This is a genomic window from Haloarcula rubra (genome assembly GCF_019599465.1).
In the GTDB taxonomy this organism is placed as follows: domain Archaea; phylum Halobacteriota; class Halobacteria; order Halobacteriales; family Haloarculaceae; genus Haloarcula; species Haloarcula rubra.
In genome coordinates this window covers 208,983-227,403 of the sequence record NZ_RKLR01000003.1, presented here as the reverse complement: position 1 = coordinate 227,403, position 18,421 = coordinate 208,983, and the positions used below count along the sequence as shown (strand labels likewise).

14 protein-coding genes are annotated in these 18,421 nt (G+C 66.7%); 4 read left to right on the top strand and 10 right to left on the bottom strand.

What is annotated here, in order from left to right; translation table 11 throughout:
• Positions 1-32: 32 nt before the first annotated feature.
• Positions 33-1,283 carry a mandelate racemase/muconate lactonizing enzyme family protein gene (locus EGH21_RS09405; protein WP_220618221.1) on the top strand — a complete coding sequence of 417 codons (1,251 nt, stop codon included), beginning with the start codon at positions 33-35 and terminating at the stop codon, positions 1,281-1,283.
• Between the two features lie 220 nt (positions 1,284-1,503).
• Complete coding sequence (locus EGH21_RS09400) at positions 1,504-4,347, top strand: PAS domain S-box protein (protein ID WP_220618220.1); 2,844 nt, start codon at positions 1,504-1,506, stop codon at positions 4,345-4,347.
• A gap of 31 nt (positions 4,348-4,378) precedes the next feature.
• Here the strand turns inward: EGH21_RS09400 and EGH21_RS09395 are convergent, their stop codons facing one another.
• The 10 genes from EGH21_RS09395 to EGH21_RS09350 form a co-directional block, all read right to left on the bottom strand.
• On the bottom strand, positions 4,379-5,290 hold the full coding sequence (locus EGH21_RS09395; protein ID WP_220618219.1) for an NmrA/HSCARG family protein: 912 nt from the start codon (positions 5,288-5,290) through the stop codon (positions 4,379-4,381).
• An 89-nt stretch (positions 5,291-5,379) separates the two neighbouring features.
• On the bottom strand, positions 5,380-6,942 hold the full coding sequence (locus EGH21_RS09390; protein WP_220618218.1) for an AMP-binding protein: 1,563 nt from the start codon (positions 6,940-6,942) through the stop codon (positions 5,380-5,382).
• A complete protein-coding gene (locus tag EGH21_RS09385; protein ID WP_220618217.1) occupies positions 6,935-7,738 on the bottom strand; it encodes an alpha/beta fold hydrolase in 804 nt (267 codons plus the stop codon). Before EGH21_RS09385 ends, EGH21_RS09390 begins: the two co-directional genes overlap by 8 nt.
• Before the next feature lie 55 nt (positions 7,739-7,793).
• Complete coding sequence (locus EGH21_RS09380) at positions 7,794-8,807, bottom strand: 3-oxoacyl-ACP synthase (protein ID WP_220618216.1); 1,014 nt, start codon at positions 8,805-8,807, stop codon at positions 7,794-7,796.
• Entirely contained in the window at positions 8,804-9,940 is a 1,137-nt protein-coding gene (locus EGH21_RS09375) for a branched-chain amino acid ABC transporter permease (RefSeq protein ID WP_220618646.1), read from the bottom strand. Before EGH21_RS09375 ends, EGH21_RS09380 begins: the two co-directional genes overlap by 4 nt.
• 184 nt (positions 9,941-10,124) lie before the next feature.
• Positions 10,125-11,114, bottom strand: coding sequence for a branched-chain amino acid ABC transporter permease (locus tag EGH21_RS09370; protein ID WP_220618215.1), 990 nt, complete (start codon positions 11,112-11,114; stop codon positions 10,125-10,127).
• On the bottom strand, positions 11,111-11,809 hold the full coding sequence (locus EGH21_RS09365; protein ID WP_220618214.1) for an ABC transporter ATP-binding protein: 699 nt from the start codon (positions 11,807-11,809) through the stop codon (positions 11,111-11,113). Before EGH21_RS09365 ends, EGH21_RS09370 begins: the two co-directional genes overlap by 4 nt.
• Complete coding sequence (locus EGH21_RS09360; protein ID WP_220618213.1) at positions 11,806-12,606, bottom strand: ABC transporter ATP-binding protein; 801 nt, start codon at positions 12,604-12,606, stop codon at positions 11,806-11,808. The genes EGH21_RS09365 and EGH21_RS09360 overlap by 4 nt, the downstream gene beginning before the upstream one ends.
• Position 12,607: 1 nt before the next feature.
• Complete coding sequence (locus EGH21_RS09355; RefSeq protein ID WP_220618212.1) at positions 12,608-14,035, bottom strand: ABC transporter substrate-binding protein; 1,428 nt, start codon at positions 14,033-14,035, stop codon at positions 12,608-12,610.
• Between the two features lie 68 nt (positions 14,036-14,103).
• A complete protein-coding gene (locus tag EGH21_RS09350; protein ID WP_220618211.1) occupies positions 14,104-14,808 on the bottom strand; it encodes a helix-turn-helix domain-containing protein in 705 nt (234 codons plus the stop codon).
• 239 nt (positions 14,809-15,047) lie between these two features.
• Here EGH21_RS09350 and ppc point away from each other — a divergent pair, with 239 nt between their 5' ends.
• Positions 15,048-17,744: a phosphoenolpyruvate carboxylase gene (gene ppc, locus EGH21_RS09345; protein WP_220618210.1), complete on the top strand. Its 2,697-nt coding sequence runs from the start codon at positions 15,048-15,050 to the stop codon at positions 17,742-17,744.
• A gap of 94 nt (positions 17,745-17,838) precedes the next feature.
• Positions 17,839-18,288, top strand: coding sequence for a universal stress protein (locus EGH21_RS09340; RefSeq protein WP_220618209.1), 450 nt, complete (start codon positions 17,839-17,841; stop codon positions 18,286-18,288).
• The last annotated feature ends 133 nt before the right edge of the window (positions 18,289-18,421 follow it).

Here is an 18,421-nt window from a genome sequence, read left to right as displayed (position 1 = left end):
CACTTTTGTAACGGGGCTAGCAAGCCACCTCCATGGGATTGGCGAACGACGTAGACTACGCTGACCTGCACGACCCCAACGCTGAGTACACGATGCGAGAGCTCTCGTCCGAGACGATGGGCGTCACGGCGAAGCGCGGTGGTGGCCGCGACGTCGAGATTACCGACGTCCAGACGACGATGGTCGACGGGAACTTCCCGTGGACGCTCGTCCGCATCTACACCGACGCCGGTATCGTGGGGACCGGTGAGGCCTACTGGGGGGCCGGTGTGCCGGAACTCATCGAGCGAATGAAGCCGTTCGTGGTGGGCGAGAACCCGCTGGACATCGACCGCCTCTACGAGCACCTCATCCAGAAGATGTCCGGCGAGGGCTCCGTCGAAGGCGTCACCGTCACCGCTATCGCAGGCATCGAGGTCGCACTCCACGACCTCGCGGGTAAGATTCTGGAGGTCCCGGCCTACCAGCTCCTCGGCGGCAAGTACCGCGACGAGATGCGCGTCTACTGTGACTGCCACACGGAGGAGGAGGCCGACGCCGAAGCCTGCGCCGACGAGGCAGAGCGCGTCGTCGAGGAACTGGGCTACGACGCCCTGAAGTTCGACCTCGACGTGCCGAGCGGACTGGAGAAGGACCGCGCGAACCGGCACCTCCGTCCGGGCGAGATTCGACACAAGGCCGAAATCGTCGAGAAGGTCACCGAGCGCGTGAAGGACCGCGCCGACGTGGCGTTCGACTGCCACTGGACGTTCTCCGGTGGCTCCGGCAAGCGCCTCGCCGACGCCATCGAGGAGTACGACGTCTGGTGGCTCGAGGACCCCGTCCCGCCGGAGAACCTCGAAGTGCAGGAGGAGGTCACGAAGTCCACGACGACGCCCATCACGGTGGGCGAGAACCGCTACCGCGTGACCGAGGAGCGCCGCCTCATCGAGAATCAGGCGGTCGACATGATAGCGCCCGACATGCCGAAGGTCGGTGGCATGCGCGAGACACGGAAGGTCGCAGACGTCGCCAACCAGTACTACATCCCGGTGGCGATGCACAACGTCTCCTCGCCCATCGCGACGATGGCGAGCGCCCACGTCGGGGCCGCCGTGCCGAACTCGCTGGCCGTCGAGTACCACTCCTACGAACTCGGCTGGTGGGAGGACCTCGTCGAGGAGGACGTCATCGAGGACGGCTACATCGAGATTCCGGAAGAACCGGGTCTCGGCCTCACCCTCGACATGGACGCCGTCGAGGAACACATGGTCGAGGGCGACACGCTGTTCGACGAGGAGTGAGGCGACGCGCCGGACTCGCCGAGGAACGTTCAGCGCCGTTCGGCGAGGGAGAGGACGACAGCACCCGTCCACCGTTCCGGTGAAGCGCCGTCCCGGACCGACTTTTCGAGGCCCGTGGAGCGGAGGACAGGACCACCGCTAGGGCTACTGTCGTTACGACGGATTATCACGTTTCATAATGTGACGGAAGTTACTTGTCGGTACAAATGGATTATCGGGCATGGTAGACGAGGTCACCGTCCTCTGCGTGGACGACCGGGGGGCCGCAGAGTCGACGGGCGACCGACTCGAACGGATGGACGACCGGTTCTCCGTCCGGACGGCCACCAGCACGTCCGACGCACTGAGTGTGCTGGACGGGAGCAGTGTCGACTGTGTCGTCTCGGCGTTCGAACTGACCGACCGTGACGGACTGGCCCTCCTCGACGCCGTCCGCGCGGAGTATCCGGACCTGCCGTTCGTCCTGTTCGCCGCCGAGGGGTCCGACCGGGTGGCGAGCGAGGCGGTGGCACGGGGCGCGACGGCCTACCTGCCCGGACGAGACGACACCGAACAGTACGGTGTACTCGCAGCACGGATTCGGAGCGCCGTCGAGCAGTATCGCGTCGTTCGACAGGCGGCAGCGCAAGAGCGCGTCGACAGCGTGGTGCGCGAGGTCAATCAGGCGCTGGTTCGGGCCGACTCACGGGCGGCGATAGAGCGCCGCGTCTGTGAGTTGCTCAGCGACGCGGAGCCGTACACGTTCGCCTGGGTCGGCCGGTACGATTCGGCCTCGGCGTCCATCGAACCGACCAACTGGGCGGGCGGCGAGAGCTCGTATCTGGACGACGTGACTATCAGCGCCGACGAGACGGCGACCGGACAGGGACCGGCCGGCCGAGCGTTCAGGACGGGCGAGATCGTGGTCTCGCAGAACGTCAGTGAGGACCCGTCGTTCGAACCGTGGCGCGAACAGGCACTGGCGCACGGGTTCCGCGCCGCGGCGGCCGTCCCACTCTCGTACGACGGGGACTGGTACGGTCTCCTCGTGGTGTACGCCGACCGGCCGAGGGTCTTCGACGAGTCCGAACGGTCCCTGCTGGCGGAACTCGGCGACGACGTCGCACACGCGATGCAGGCGCGTGACGCGGAGGCGGCACTCAGACGGACGAGTACGCGTCTCGAAAGCCTGTTCGAGAACTCCCCGGACATGATAAACGTCCACGACGGCGACGGGCGGATAATCGACGCGAACCCGGCACTCTGCGAAGCCCTGGACTACGAGAAGTCGGAACTGGTCGGGATGGCCGTCTGGGAGGTCGACCCGAACATCGAACCGGAGGCGGCGCGGCGGTTCTGGGAGAGCCTCGGGAACGGTGACCGCCACGAACTGGAGACGGTGTTCCGGCGGCGCGACGGCTCGACGGTCCCCGTGGAAGTCCACATCCGGCGTATCTGTATCGACGGCGAGGAGCAGTTCGTCGTGAGTAGCCGGGACATCTCCGGCCGCGAGGCGCGCCAGCAACAACTCGAAGCCCGTTCGGCGGCCATCGCTTCGGCGACCGACGGCATGGCGATACTGGACGAGAACGACGAGTACGTCTTCGTCAATCAGGCCCACGCAGAGGTGTACGGCTACGACGACCCGGACGCGTTCGTCGGCGAGAGCTGGCGAATGTGCTACGCGGAGAGCGAAATCGACCGGTTCAAACGCGAGGTGTTCCCCGAACTCGAAGCGCGGGGCGAGTGGCTGGGTGGGGCTACCGGGGTACGGGCAGACGGCGAGACGTTCCCGCAGGAGGTGTCGCTGACGCGACTCGACGACGGCGGACTCATCTGCGTCGTCCGGGACGTAACCGAGCGGAAAGAACACCGCCGGAAACTCGAGTTGGTCCAGCAGCGAACGCGCACGCTGATGACGACACAGACCGTCGAGGACAGCGCACAGGTCGCCGTCGACACGGCTCAGGAGGTCATCGAGGCCGAGATAAGCGGCTATCACGCGCTCAGTGAGGACGGACAGCGACTGCGACTGCTCACTGAGAACGGGGGGATGGAGTCCGCGTTCGAGACGTTGCCGGAGTACGAGCGTGACAGCGAGGACCCCGTGGCGTCGGTAATCTGGGAGGTGTTCGAGCGGTCGGAGCCGCTCTGTATCGAGGACACGGCCGACCACGACCGGTTGGCGGGACACACGCCGGCCGGGAGCGCCATCGTGTATCCGGTCGCCGACCACGGCGTGTTCATCGTCTCTGCCAAGGCGGCCGACGCCTTCGACGAGACGGACAGAACGCTACTCGACATCCTGACCTCGACGTTCACCGTCGCGCTCCAGCGGGTCGAGCGCGAGTCCCTGCTTCGCGAGCGCGAGGTGGAACTCACGCGGCAGAACGAGCGGCTAGAGGAGTTCGCGAGCGTGGTCAGCCACGACCTGCGGAACCCGCTCAGCGTCCTCGAAGGCTCGCTCGAGCTGGCCCGAGACACTGGTGAGACGGGCCACCTCGAGCGTGCCGAACGGGCGCTCGACCGGATGGACCAACTCATCGAGGAACTCCTCACGCTGGCCCGCGAAGGCGAGAGCATCGACGGGATGGAACCGGTCGACGTCGACAGCGTCGTCGCCGACTGCTGGCAGAACGTCGCCACCGGGACGGCCTCGCTCCAGACCGAAGCGACCGGCCGTATCTACGCCGACGAGAGTCGGTTCAAGCAACTGCTCGAGAACCTCGTACGGAACAGCGTCGAGCACGCCTCCACGAGCAGTCGATCGCAGTCGGTCGACGGCGGGGGTCACGGCCACTCGGACGACGACGAGGCCGGCACTGACGGTGAGCCAGTGACCATCCGTATCGGCCCCTTACCGGACGGATCGGGGTTCTACGTCGAGGACGACGGGTCGGGCGTGCCACCGTCCGAGCGCGAGGCCGTCTTCGAGAGTGGGTACTCGAACAGCCCCGACGGGACCGGCTTCGGACTCGCCATCGTGGGTCGAATCGTCGACGCCCACGGCTGGGACGTCCACATCTCCGAGAGCGACGCCGGCGGCGCTCGGTTCGAGGTCACCGGCGTCGAACGGCCGGAGTGACCCCCGTTCGCCGGTCAGCGGACAGCCGAACTTACGAGAACGCCTTGACCCAGCCGGGGACCGACGCCATCTCCGTCTTGTCCTCCCAGCCGTGGGCCCGCAGGTAACTCTCGAGGTCGGTGAACTCGAACCCGAACGTCGACTCGAGTGCCTCGATGTCGGCGTCGTATCCGACCTCGTTGAACCACTCACACATCACGGTGAACTCCTCGCCGAAGTCGTCGTAGGCGTCCTCGATGGGGACGTGATACGGTTCGACCTCCTGTCCCGACACCTCGGAGATGATGGCGGCCGTCTCCGAGAGCGTCTTCTCGTCACCGGCCAGTTCGTACCGCTCGCCGACGAACTCGTCGGGTCGCTCGAAGGCGACGGCGGCGGCGTGCCCGACGTCGGCCACGTCGACCATCTGTAGCGAGACGCCCTCGGCCAGCGGGAAGGCGAGCGTGCCGTCCTCGACGATACTCTCGACGAAGCCCTCGAGGTTCTGGTAGAAGAACACCGGCTGGAGGACCGTCATCGGGAGGTCGAGGTCCCGTGCGTACTGTTCTATCTCCCACGCCGAGTCGAAGTGCGGGATGCCCGTGTCTCGCTCGTGGCCGCCGACGCCGCTGAACACGAACTGGTCGACGCCCTCTTCGGCGGCCACGTCGGCTAGGTTCTGGCCCTGTTCGACCTGTCTGTCGTACCCTTCCGTCCAGAAGTTGGTCACCGCGAAGACGGCGTCGACGGCCGCGACGTGGTCCCGGAAGCTCTCCGGGTCGTAGAGGTCACCCTCCACCATCGTGACGCCACGGTCGGCGAGTGACTGTGCCGTCTCACTGGTCGCGTCTCTGGTCAGTCCGTACACGTCGAAGTCGTCGTCCGACGCGAGAAGGTGGTCTACGACGGCCCCGCCCTGATTCCCCGTCGCACCTGTCACGAGAACGCTGGATACTGTCGTCATGGCTACCGTACACTTCGACGGGAGTCGGTATCAGCGTTTGGCGTAACCGCTGTCACCCGGTTGCACCGGTGTAACTAGGTGGCGTCTCGTCACTCGCCGAACCGTTCGGTGACGGCCTGCCGGTCTATCTTCTCGGGACCGCTCGTCGGCATCTCGTCGACGAACGCGAGGTGCTGGGGGTGCTTGAACCGGGCGAGACGGCCGTCGAGGAACGAACGCAGGGCGTCCAGCGAGAACGCCTCCGCACCCGCGGTCAGTTCGACGACGGCCTTCCCGACCTGTCCCCACTGGTCGTCGGGGACGGGGACGACCACGCACTCGGCGACGGCGTCGTGGTCGGCGATAGCGTCCTCTACCTCCGCCGGGTAGACGTTCTCGCCGCCGCTGACGAACATGTCCTTCTTCCGACCCTCGACGTAGTAGTAGCCGTCCTCGTCGACGCGAGCGAGGTCACCGGTCGCGACCCACCCGGACCCGAACGTCGCCTCGGTCTCCTCGGGATTGTCGAGGTAGCCGTCGGCGGCGTGGGGCGAGCGCAACTGGAGTTCGCCGATATCGCCCGGTTCGACCGGTTCTCCGCCCTCGACGATTCTGGCGTCTACGTGCATCGCCGGCGTCCCGACGGCGTCGGCCTTCTCGCGGGGCCACCCCTCGGGCATCGCGAAGTTGTTGGGACCACACTCGGTGAGGCCGTACCCCTGCGAGAGGTCGACGCCCCGGTCCCACCACGTCTCCATCACCGACTGGCGGCAAGGGCCGCCGCCGGACTTGACGAACCGCAGCGTCGAGAGGTCCGTCTCGTCCCAGTCCTCGTGGTCGGTCATCATCCGCAGAACGGCCGGCACCGCCACCAGCACGGACCCGCCCTCGTCGTCTATCACGCGGAGCAACTCGCCGGGGTCGAACTCGCGGGCGACGACCACGGTGCCGCCCATGTGCCAGAGGGGGACCGTGACGACGTTCCACCCGCCGGTGTGGAACATCGGGAACACCATCGGCGTCACGTCGTCGTCGCGCAGGCCCCACGCCGTGATGGTGTTCAGCGAGTTCCAGACGACGCCCCGGTGGGTGACGACCGTCTCCTTCGGCGTGCCCGTCGACCCGCCGGTGTGGAGCAGGAGGTGCGGGTCCTCCGGCGAGAGCGTCGCCGTCTCGACCGACGAGTCGTCCGCCGGGAGTTCGTCGGCGTAGGTCTGACTGCTCTCGGCAACTGAATCGTCGTCCCCTGCCTCGACGGCGAGCACCGCCGTTTCGAGGCCCTCAGCCTCGGCCGTCGCCTCCCGTACGTCGCCGAGGAACGGCGTCTCGACGACGAGCAGTCCCGGGTCGACGCGTGCGAGCAGTTCGCCCAACTCCGGCGGTGCGAGGCGGTGTGAGAGCGGCGCGAGGACGCCGCCGGTCTTCCCCGTCGCGAAGAACAGGTCGACGACTTCGGGGCGGTTCCGCGAGACGACGGCGACGCGGCCGCCGTCTTCGACGCCGTACTCGCGGAGGAGTCTCGCCGTCCGGTTGGCCCGCCGGTCGAGGTCGGCGTACGTGTACCGCTCGCCAGTCGTCGCGTCGACGAGGCCGTCGCGGTCCGGTGTCAGGGCGGCGCGCTTCTCGCTCCACGCACCCACCCAGTCCTGCGGGCCGCTGGCGAACTCAGACATCGTCGAGGAACTCCGTCAGGTAGTCGTTCACCGTCTCGGCGCGTTCGAGAAAGAGGAGGTGCGGTGCGCCGTCGAGGCGGTGGAACTCCGCGTCGGGCAGTCGCTCTGCCAGCAGTTCGCCGTTCTCGACGGGGACGACCCGGTCGGCGGTCCCGTGGAGAACCAGCGCCGGCACCCGTATCTCGTCCAGTCGGTCCGAGAGGTCGAACTCGGCCACGGCCGCGCCCTGCCACTCTCTGGCCCGGTCGCTGGCGTCGCTGTCGAGTCGCCAGTCGACGATTCGCGCCACGAGGTCCGGGTTCTCGTCGACGAACGCGTCCGTCAGGGCGGGGGCCATCTTGTGGCGAATCGCCTCCCGGTCGTCGTACTCCTCGGGAACGTCGTACATCCGCTCTTGGGTCTCCTCGGGCACCGGGACGGCGTCAGGACCGCCCGGCGACGTACACAGGAGCGTGAGCGACTCGGCCCGGTCGTCGTCCAGCGCGAACTGCTGGGCTATCATCCCGCCCATGCTCGCCCCGACGACGTGTGCCGCGTCGACGCCGGCGTCGTCCAGCACTGCCGCGAGGTCGCTTGCCATCTGTTCGACGGTGTAAGGCCCTTCGGGTTCGCTGGACGCACCGGTGCCGCGGTTGTCCCACAGAATCGTGTCGTAGTCGTCGACGACGGCACGGCGGGTCCAGCGCCACATCCACCGGCCGTAGCCCAGTCCCTCGACGAACACCACCGTCTCGGCGTCGAGGGGCCCCGCCCGCTCGTAGGCGAGGCGGACCCCGTCGTTGTACGCGTCTGGCATACGTTTGGATAGTCATGGAACCCCTTTCAAGGGGGACGTTACCATGTGAACGTCGTCAGTCACACCACTCCAGTACCGACGCCGCCCACGTGTACCCGGTCCCGGCGGCGAGACAGAGGACGACGTCGCCGGCGGTGAGGTCGCCACGGACCTCGTCGAGGGCCAGCGCTTGGTCACAGCTCTGGACGTGGCCGTACTGGTCGAGATACAGGTGGTCGTCCGGGCCGAGTCCGAAGTCCTCGCACAGCGTCTCGTGGAAGGACCGCTTCATGTGGGTGATGGCGGCGAAGTCGACGTCGGCGCGGTCGTACCCCGAGCGGCCGAGCGCCTCGTCGGCCACCTGCCTGAAGTTCGGCAGACTCACGTCGCCGAGGCGGCGTTTCATCCGTTCGTGGTCCGGAACGCGGAGCGCGTGGTCGCCCTTCGCGACCGAGTCCTCGCTCGGTGGTCTACGGGTCCCACCGGCCGGCATCACCACGTCCTCGCTGAAACTCCCGTCCGTCAGCGAGGCACTCTCTCGGACGCGAGCGAGCGCGCGGTCGGATGTGTCCGCTTCCAGCACCAGCGCCGTGGCACCGCTCCCGAAGTTGAACATGAACGACGTGTCGGGGTCGTCGTAGTCGACGAGGTCTTCCTCGCGGCTGGCGGCGACGAGGAGGATGCGGTCCATCCCGGCGTCGGCGTCGAGCAGTGCCCGGGCCTCCCGTAGAGCGACGGGCAGACCGGCACAGAGGGCGTAGCTCTCGGTGGCCGAGGCCCGGTCCGCGCCGAGTGTGTTGGCGACGGCCGCGGCGGCGTTCCAGACGACGTAGTCCTTGAACTCGCTGCCGTGGTACCGGACAGCGTCGAGGTCGGCGGGGTCTATGGCCGCGCCTTCGAGTGCCTCCTCGGCGGCGGCGACGCACATCTCCGCGGGGTGGTCCTCGTCCGGGGGACAGACGTGTTTCTGCCTGACGCCCATCTTCTCGACGACCACGTCTTCGGGGATGCCGGTCCGAGAGGCGACGTCCGCACCCGTGAGCACCACGTCGGGGACGTAGGTACCCATGCCCGTGACGTGGACGGTCACTGCTCGTCACCCCCGGTCGCGTCGTCTGAGGTCTCGCTCTCGCTGGCCGCGTCGCGGAACCGGGCGGCCGACACCTCGGCCAACGTCCCGCCGACGCGCTGACGGACGGTCCCGAGCAGTCCGTCGGGGACGTAGAGGACGAACAGGACGAACACGATGCCGACGTACAGGCTCGCGTGGCCGTTGAGGAGCGTGTCGATGAGCACACCGAGGCTCGTGTCGCCGACGACGGGGGTCGCTAGCGTCTCCTCGCCGAGGCCGGCCCGGAGGTAGGGAAGGAGGCCGCCGCCCTGCCCGGACTTCGAGAGGAACTCCCGGACCGTCTCGTCGAACAGACGACCGAACAGCGGGCCGGCCAGCGTCCCGAACCCGCCGATGATGCTCGCCAGCAGGGCGTCGCCGGTCGTCAGGAAGTAGAAGGAGTTCTCCGGGCTGGCAGAGCGGCGGAACCCGGCGAACAGGCCGCCGGCGATGGCGGCGAAGAAACCGCTGACGGCGAACGCCGCGAGTTTGTAGCGGTAGGTGTCGTAGCCGATGGCGACGGCGCGCTCCTCGTTCTCGCGGATAGCGACCATCACGCGGCCGAACGGCGAGTGGATGATGCGTTGCATGGCGAAGTAACAGAGCAGCACCACCGCGCCGATGGCGTAGTAGGAGACGGCGGTGCCCGAGAGCGTGTGCCCCAGTACGGTCACCTCCTCGCCGGCGAGGACGCCGATGGCGACGTTCAACTGGTCGACGCCGGGGACGCCGATTTGGAACCCCTCGGGGTGGGTCGGCCCGACCGACGGGCCGTCCCGGGGGTTCGACGCCACGTAGTCCCACCCGCGGATGAACACGTACAGCACCTGCGCGAAGCCCAGCGTAATCATCGCGAAGTAGACGCCCGAGAGACGGAACGAGACGAGGCCGACGACGAGTGCCAGGAGGACCGCGAGCACGCCGGCGACCAGGAGCGACACGACGAACGGCGTCCCCGGGCCGAGCAGCGGCACGGCCCCGTTCGCCACGAGGATGACCGTGTACGCGCCGGTACCGTAGAACGCCGCGTGGCCGAAGGAGAGGTAGCCGGTGTAGCCGCTGACGAAGTCGAACGACATCGCGAACAGGCCGAAGTACAGCACGGCCGTCATCGTCTCGACGCCGGGCAGGAGGATTTCGGCCTCGTAGAGGCTCAGCGACTCCGCCAGCAGGTGGTAGATGGAGGGGTATAGCGCCAGCAGGCCGACGAGGGCGAGGTGTGGCAGGTGGGCACGGAGGTACTCGGTCGGCCAGTCGAGCCCAGTCACGGCGGCGGACTGGGTATCGGTGTCTGTGCTAATGGCCACCCACCTCCTCGACGCCGAACAGCCCCTGTGGTCGCACGACGAGCGTCACCACGAGGACGAGGAACAGGGTCAGTTCCGGCAGGCCGGTGAACCTGATGTAGTTCTGGAACCACCACGTCATCGTCGAATCGGTCATCCCGACGACGAGCGAGGCGACGACGGTGCCACGGAAGGTGCCGAGGCCGCCGACGATGACGACGATGAACGCCGGCAACAGCGTCTCGGCGGCGAGGGGGACGCTCGCACCCCACGCCACGTCCCACATCAGGAGCGTGCCCGCCGCCCCGGCCAGTCCGATACCCAGCGCGAAGACGACGGTGAACACCTGTCGGACGTCGATGCCCAGCGCCGACGCCATCTCCGAGTCCTCGCTGCCGGCACGGATGTACAGTCCGTACCGCGTGCGCGTGAGGAACGCCCAGATGGCGGCGACGGTGAGCACGCCGAGCAGAATCTCGAAGACCGATAGCCAGCGCACCTCGACGGGACCGAGCGCCGCCGGTTCGCGGAGCAACTGCGGTTTCGTCGCCAGCGCCGCCTGCCAGTCCGAGAGCGGTTGCATCCCGTACAGCCCGAGGACGATGCGGACGATTTCGTCGACGACGAGGGTGAGCCCGAACGTCAGGAGAATCTGGTAGATGGGCGGGCGGTCGTACAGCGGCCGGATGACCGTCGTCTCGATGGCCCCGCCCAGTATGGTCAGCGCGCCGAAGACGACGACGATGGCGACGAAGAAGAGGCCGAGTCGGCCGACCACCCCCGTCGACTGACTCACGGTGAGGACCATGACGAGGCCACCGAGGTACGCGCCGACCATCGTCAGCGACCCGTGGGCGAAGTTCAGCACGCCCATCAGGCCGAAGATGAGGGTCAACCCGCTCGCTATCATCACGTACAGGGCTGACTTCGCGAGGCCCTGCACGACGACACGCCCGAGTTCCGAGAGCGTGAGGAAGTCCGCGAGTGCTTCGACTATCATGCCGAGAGATACCTCCTGAACCGCTCGTCGTCGGCACTGACCGCGTCGGCGTCGCCGTCGTCGACCACGCGGCCGTTGTCGACGATGTAGAACCGGTCTGCGAGGTCCAGCGCCAGCGGGAGGTTCTGCTCGACGAGGAGCATCGTCGCGTCCTCGCTGGCGGCCGACAGCGCCTCGGCCACGTCGGCGACGATTTGCGGGGCGAGGCCCTCGCTCGGTTCGTCCACTAAGAGCAGGTCGTTCTCGCCGACGAGGCCGCGGGCGATGGCGAGCATCTGCTGTTGGCCGCCTGATAGCGTCCCGGCGTCCTGTCCCCGTCGCTCCTCGAGAATAGGGAAGGCGTCGAACGCGAGCGACAGCCCCGACGAGACGCCGTCGGCGTCGGGAATCGCCGCGCGGAGGTTCTCCTCGACGGTCAACTGCGAGAAGATACGGCGGTCCTCTGGAATCCACCCGACGCCGCGCTGGGCGACCTCGTGGGTTTCGAGGCCGACCAGCGACTCCTCTCTGAAGCGAACCTCGCCGGCTCTGGGCGGCGTCAACTGGAGAATGGAGCGCAGCGTCGTCGTCTTGCCAACGCCGTTACGGCCGACGAGCGCGACGACTTCGCCGGCCTCGACCGAGAGGTCGACGCCCTCCAGGATGTGGCTGTCGCCGTAGTAGGCGTGGACCCCGTCGAGTTCGAGGAGACTCACGCGACACCGCCCTCCTGGTCGTCCGTCTCGGCCCCGTCGTCGAGGCTCCCCGGTTCGTAGCCGCCGAGATACGCCGACTGTACCTCCGGGTCGGCCCGGACCGCTTCGGGGGGGCCGTCGGCGATGACGGCGCCCTGGTGGAGGACGACGACGCGTTCGGAGACGTCCATCACGATGTCCATGTTGTGTTCGACCAGCAGGACCGCGTGGTCCTCGGCCACGTCCTCGATGAGGTCACGGACCTCGTCGACGCTCTCGGAGGAGACGCCGGCGTTCGGTTCGTCCAGCAGGAGGACCGACGGGTCGCCGGCCAGCGCGACGGCCACCTCCAGTTTCCGCTTCGCGCCGTGGCTCAGCGTACTCGCCGGTTCGTCGACCCGGTCGGACAACCCGACGCGGTCGAGTTTCGCGTACGCTCGCTCGGTGTAGGCCTCGAAGTGGTCGACGTTGCGCCAGAGCGCCGTCGAGTCGTCGCCGGCCGCTTGCTCGGCGATACGCACGTTCTCTAGCACCGTGGAGTTCGGGAAGACGTTCGTCACCTGATACGACCGGTGGATGCCCCGCTGGGCCGTCTCGTGGGGCGAGGCGTCGGTGATGTCCGCCCACGTGTCGCCACGACGGAGTTCGACGGTCCCCGTCGTCGGTTCGAGCACCCCCGTCAAGAGGTTGAAGAACGTGGTCTTACCGGCGCCGTTGGGGCCGATGAGCGAACACAGTTCCGAGCCGAGTTCGAAGTCGACGTCGTCGACGGCGACGAGGCCGCCGAACTCCTTGGTCAGTCCCCGCGTGCGGAGCATGTTACAGCGAGCAACCCATCTGGTCGCTGTCCGCGGGAATCGTCGCCTCGCTCCCGTCGATGCGGGCGAGCGGCTGGCCGGGCATGATGGCCGCACCCCAGCTATCGGCCCACTCGTCGGTGGTCGGGATGGGGTTCGCGACGGTCATCGCCGAGCGGGCCTGATTGTTGTACTCCTGGAAGGTGTAGCCGTTCTCGCCTTTCGGCGTGTCGGTGACGGTCATCCCTTTCAGGGCGCTGGCGACGTCGGCACCGGCCGTCGACCCGCCCTCGGTGATGGCCTGATGGATGGCCGAGGCACCGGTGAACGTCCCGGACGTGAAGAGGTCGGGGACGACGCCGTAGGCGCTGGTGTAACTGTCGACGAAGGCGTTGTTTATCTCGTTGTCGTACTGGTTCCAGTGGTAGCGGGTCGTGAACGGACCGAGTTGGGAGTTCTGTATCTTCTGCTGCGTCAGCGGTTCCCCCAGCACGCTCTGCATCGTGCCGCCGACGACACTGTTGGTGATACGCGTCGCGAACCCGCCGAAGACGCGGTAGGAGTAGTCGCCCGAGAGGAAGGCGTTGAACATGCTCGGGAGCGTCGCGACGGTGAACCCGCCGACGACGCCCTCGGCGCCCGCCTCCTCGGCGTTGTCGAGTAGGCCCTCCCACTCGGCGTAGCCGCTCTCGACGAACCGCTTGCCGACGATGTCGACCCCTTCCGATTCGAGGACGTTCTGGTAGTTGTTCACGACGGCACGACCGAAGGAGTAGTCGGCACCGAACAGGTACACCTTTGAGACGTCCGTCTCGTTGGCGACGTACTTCCCGCCCGAACGAGCGTCCATCGCCGTGTTCTCGCTCGCGCGGAACACGAGGTCGCTACACGTGTCGGTGTTCGCCGTGATGCCGGCCGACGCGGCCGGTCCGACCATCATCGGGACGCTGGCCTGGTTGACGACGTTACTGATGACCCGACGCGCCGACCCCGACGACGAACACCCGGCCAGCAGGTCCACGTCCTGATTCTCGACGAGGTTCGTCGCCGCCGTCTGGGCCGTATCGGCGGCGAACTCCGAGTCCCGGACGTAGATGGTGTACTCTACGTCGCCGACGGTCATCGACAGTTGCCCCGTACTGACGTCGGTGGGTGGGTCCTCGCCGGCCTTGTAGGCGAGTCCCGAGAGGAACCCCCAGAGCGACTGCTTGCCGTAGTACGAGAGGTCACCCGAGAGTGGCTGGAGCATCCCGATGCTGACCGATTGCGTACTGTCCGACCCGTCGCCCGTCGCAGTACCGTCGTCTGTCATGTTGGAGTTGCCGTCGCCGCCGTCGCTTCCACCGTCGCTGCCGCCGTCGCCGCCGTCTTCGCTCACACAGCCACTGAGGCCGGCGATGCCGACCCCGAGCGACCCGAGTACACGGCGCCGTGTCACATGGTCTCTCATACACGGATACCTACACGAACGACGACCATAGTGTCCGACGTTAACATGTTAACGGCGCCGAGCGCCGTTCAGGAGTCGATGTCGTCGAGCGCCTCGACGGCGCGCTCTATCATCTTGCGCTCCCCTCGCCGGAGGTTCTTCGACACCGCCGGCTTGGAGACGCCGAACTCGTCGGCCAGCGACCCCAGCGTCGTGTCCCGAGGGCTCTCGAAGTAGCCCGAGGAGACGGCTTCCTCCAGCGTCTCGCGCTCCGTCTCCGAGAGGTCACGACAGCCCTCGACGAGCGTCATCGCCGCGCCCGCGTTCTGTACCACATCCTGTAATCGGGGGAGGCTCTCGGCGGATCGTTCGATGACGTCGAACTCGTTGTCGCGGTCGAGTTCCGAGAGCGTGTCGTCGGCGTCTCGGCCCCTGTCGAAGCCGACGTGCCACACCTCGCTACCAGCCTCGATGTGGAACGGCCCGGTGATGTACCCCCCGTTGTCCCGAATCGTCGCCATCGCCGCCGTCTCGTCGATGACCGTCCGAATCTGTGCCACCTCACCCTGCCGACGGAGCAGTGCGACGTCGTTCATGTTGCCGTGGTCCCGGAGCGTGTCGAGGCCGACGTCCAGTACGTCTCTGTCGTCCGCTTCCACGACCATCCGCGTCTCGAGTTCGCGGTTCGCACTGTCGAACTCCCAGTGGACCGCCGCGAAGGCGACACCATGGTCTGCCGTCGTGTCGATGAACGGGCAGTCGTACTGCTCCATGTCCATGGCGATATCTATCATGTGTTAGCCACGTTATCACGTATCCCACTCCCCACACGTATAAACGATTCTTCCTTTGTGTGTGATAGAAGTCGGGCGGCACGATGCGGGAATAAAACGCACGCTCTCCTACCGGAACGTCGGAAAGAAGGGTCGAACGGACACGTTCTGGGATTCTATCACGAACGAACACAGAGGACGGCGGTGCCGTGTCACCCCGTTTCAATAGTGTTTTAGGCCTCCACTCGGGAGGGACTGGTATGACTTTGCACGCCAGAGAGATAAACCAGGACGTCCGTGAGTTGGGCGAACTCCTGGGTGACGTCCTCGAGGCGCAATCGTCGACCGAGGCGTTCGAGATAGTCGAACGAATCCGTAATGCCTCAATCGAGTACCGGCGTGGCGACGCCGAGACCCGTACGGAGGTCGGCGAGACGCTCGACCGTCTCAACCCGGAGATGCAGGACATCGTCGCTCGCGCGTTCACGACCTACTTCGAACTCATCAACCTCGCAGAGGAGCGACAGCGCGTGCGCGAGATTCGAGAAGGGAGTCAGGAAGGCGTCCTCGAAGACAGCGTCCTCGACGCCGTCAAGAAGCTCTCGGACCAGGGGGCCGACGCCGAGGAAGTCGCCGACGTCTTAGACGACGTCCTCATCCAGCCGACGTTCACGGCCCACCCGACCGAGGCCCGACGGAAGACGGTCAAAGCCAAACTCCGCTCGGTCGCCAACGACCTCGAAGCGCTCGACGAGGTCCGCCTGACCGACCGCGAAGAGGCACGCATCGAACGCGACCTCGACGCCGAGGTCACCAGCCTCTGGCAGACCCCACAGGTCCGTGACCGCCGCCCGGAGGTCACCGACGAGGCGCTGAACGTCCAGTGGTACCTGGAGAACGTCCTGTTCGACGTCATCGACGAGGTGTACGACGAACTCGAACGCGCTATCGACGAGGAGTACGCCGAAGACATCGACGTGCCGCGACTGTACGAGTTCCGCTCGTGGGCCGGGTCGGACCGCGACGGCAACCCGTTCGTCACGCCCGAGGTCACCGAAGAGACGCTCGAACGACAGCGCGACACGATTCTCCCGCTCTACCGCGACCGTCTGAAGTCCCTCTCGGGCGTCCTCAGTCAGGACGCGTCGAACATCTCGACCGACGCTACCTTCGACGAGCGACTCAGCGACCACAAGGACCGCCTGCCCGGCGTCGCGACCGAGGCCGAGGAGCGCTATCCCGACGAGCCGTACCGCCAGAAGCTCAAACTGATGCGCGAGTCGGTGCTGCGGGTCAGCGACGTGCGACAGGGCGGTTACGACGGCCCCGAGGAGCTCCTGAAGGACCTGCGGGCCATCGCCGACAGCCTCCGCCAGAACGACGCCGGCGTCATCGCCGAGTCGCAGGTCGACCCCCTGATTCGGAAGGTCGACACGTTCGGCTTCTCGCTGGCCAGTCTGGACCTCCGGGACCACCGCAAGATGCACACCGACGCCATCGCGGAGGCCGTCGACCGGCAGGGCATCGACTACGCCGGCATGGACGAGGACGAGCGCGTGGAGTTCCTCACCGAGGCCATCCTGCAGGAGGGCACCGTCGTCGACATGGAAGACACCGAGGGCCTCTCGGACGACTCGACCCGCGTCCTCCGGCGCTTCCGCGAGACGGCCGACTGGCAGAACGAGTTCGGCGTCGACGCCATCGACACCTACGCGATCAGCTGGTGTGAGGAGTCCAGCCACGTGCTGGAGGTCCTCTTCCTCGCCGACCAGGTCGGTATCGTCGACCTGCCGGGCTACTGTGGCCTCGACATCGTTCCGCTACTCGAATCGGAGTACGCGCTCTCCGGCGCCCGTCGCATCATGGGGACGCTGTTCGAGAACGACGCCTACCAGATGGCGCTGGACGCCCGCAACGGCGTGCAGGAGATAATGCTCGGCTACTCGGACTCCAACAAGGAGAACGGGTTCCTCGCCGCCAACTGGTCCCTGTACAACAACCAGAAGCGACTGGCGGAGATAACCGACGACTACGACGTGGAAATGCGCCTGTTCCACGGCCGCGGTGGCTCTATCTCCCGCGGTGGCGGCCCGATGAACGACGCGATGCTGGCGCTGCCCAACGAGACAGTGACCGGCCAGATAAAGTTCACCGAGCAGGGCGAGGCCATCGCCGAGAAGTACGCCAACCACGACATCGCGGAGCGGAACCTCGAACAGATGCTCAACGCGCAGGTTCGCGCCCGTCACACCGCCATGCACGAACCCGTCGAGGAGATTCCCGACGAGTGGATGGAGGCCATGGAGACGGCCGCCCCCGCCGCTCGCGACGAGTATCAGGATCTGCTGGAGACGGACGGCTTCGTCGACTACTTCGAGCAAGCGACGCCGATTACGGTCATCGAGAACCTCAACATGGGGTCGCGCCCGGCCTCCCGGAGCGAGGACCGGAGCGTCGACGACCTGCGGGCCATCCCGTGGGTGTTCTCGTGGACGCAGGCGCGCTGTATCATCCCCGGCTGGTACTCCATCGCGACGGGGCTGAACGCGTACCTGGACGAGGGTGGCGACGTCGAGACGCTCCAGCAGATGTACGAGGAGTGGCCGTTCTTCCGCACGAAGATAGACAACGCGTCGCTCGCGCTCGCCCGGACGGAGATGGACATCGCCGAGCAGTACGCCGACCTCGCCGACGACGACCTGCGCGAGCGCATCTTCCCGCGCATCGAGTCCGAGTACGAGGAGACGGTCGACCTCGTCCTCGAAATTACCGACCGTGACGGCCTCCTCGCCCGCGACTGGCTCGAACAGAACCTCGAGCGCCGGAACCCCTACGTCGACCCGCTCAACCTCCTGCAGGTCCGCCTGCTCGCCCAGTCGCACCTGACCGAGACGGAGAAACGCACCCTTCGCCTGACGGTGCAAGGTATCGCGGCCGGGATGAAGAACACCGGATAACCCGCCCGGTCACCCCGGTCGACGGTTGGAGCTCAGTAACAACACCTGTTGTATCCACCGAAGCCTTTACTGTGGTCCCACTTGGACACTCGCTATGGCAATCCAGAAGATTCTCCTCGCAGTCGGGCCGAACGACAAAGACCGAATCGACGAACTCGCCGAGACCGTGGGCGACATCGCCGGGCCGACCGGGGCCGAAGTCGTCATCGGCCACGTGTTCACCGAGGACGAGTACGACAACGTCGTCGACCGACTGGAGTTCGCCTCCGCCGCAGAGGCCGACGTCGACGAGGTAGCCGACCGGCACACGACGGTCCGGGAACTGGAGAAGCGACTCGGCGACGCCGATATCACCACCAGCGTTCGAGGCGCTGTCGGGAACCACGGCGAACAGATAGTCGACCTCGCCGAGGAGACCGGTGCGGACCTCGTCGTCGTCGGTGGCCGCAAGCGCTCCCCGACCGGGAAAGCGGTCTTCGGGTCCACGGCACAGGAGGTCATGCTCAACGCGCCGTGTCCGGTCACCTTCGTCCGCGGCGAATAAGCGCTCACCACCTGTTCTTTCGCGGTTCTCGCCGCTAAGAGCGGCACTATCGACGACCAGGCGAGTCGGCGGCACACCCGGTAAAATCAGCGTGAAAACCGAGACTGGGACAGACGCCGATATCGGAATTCGA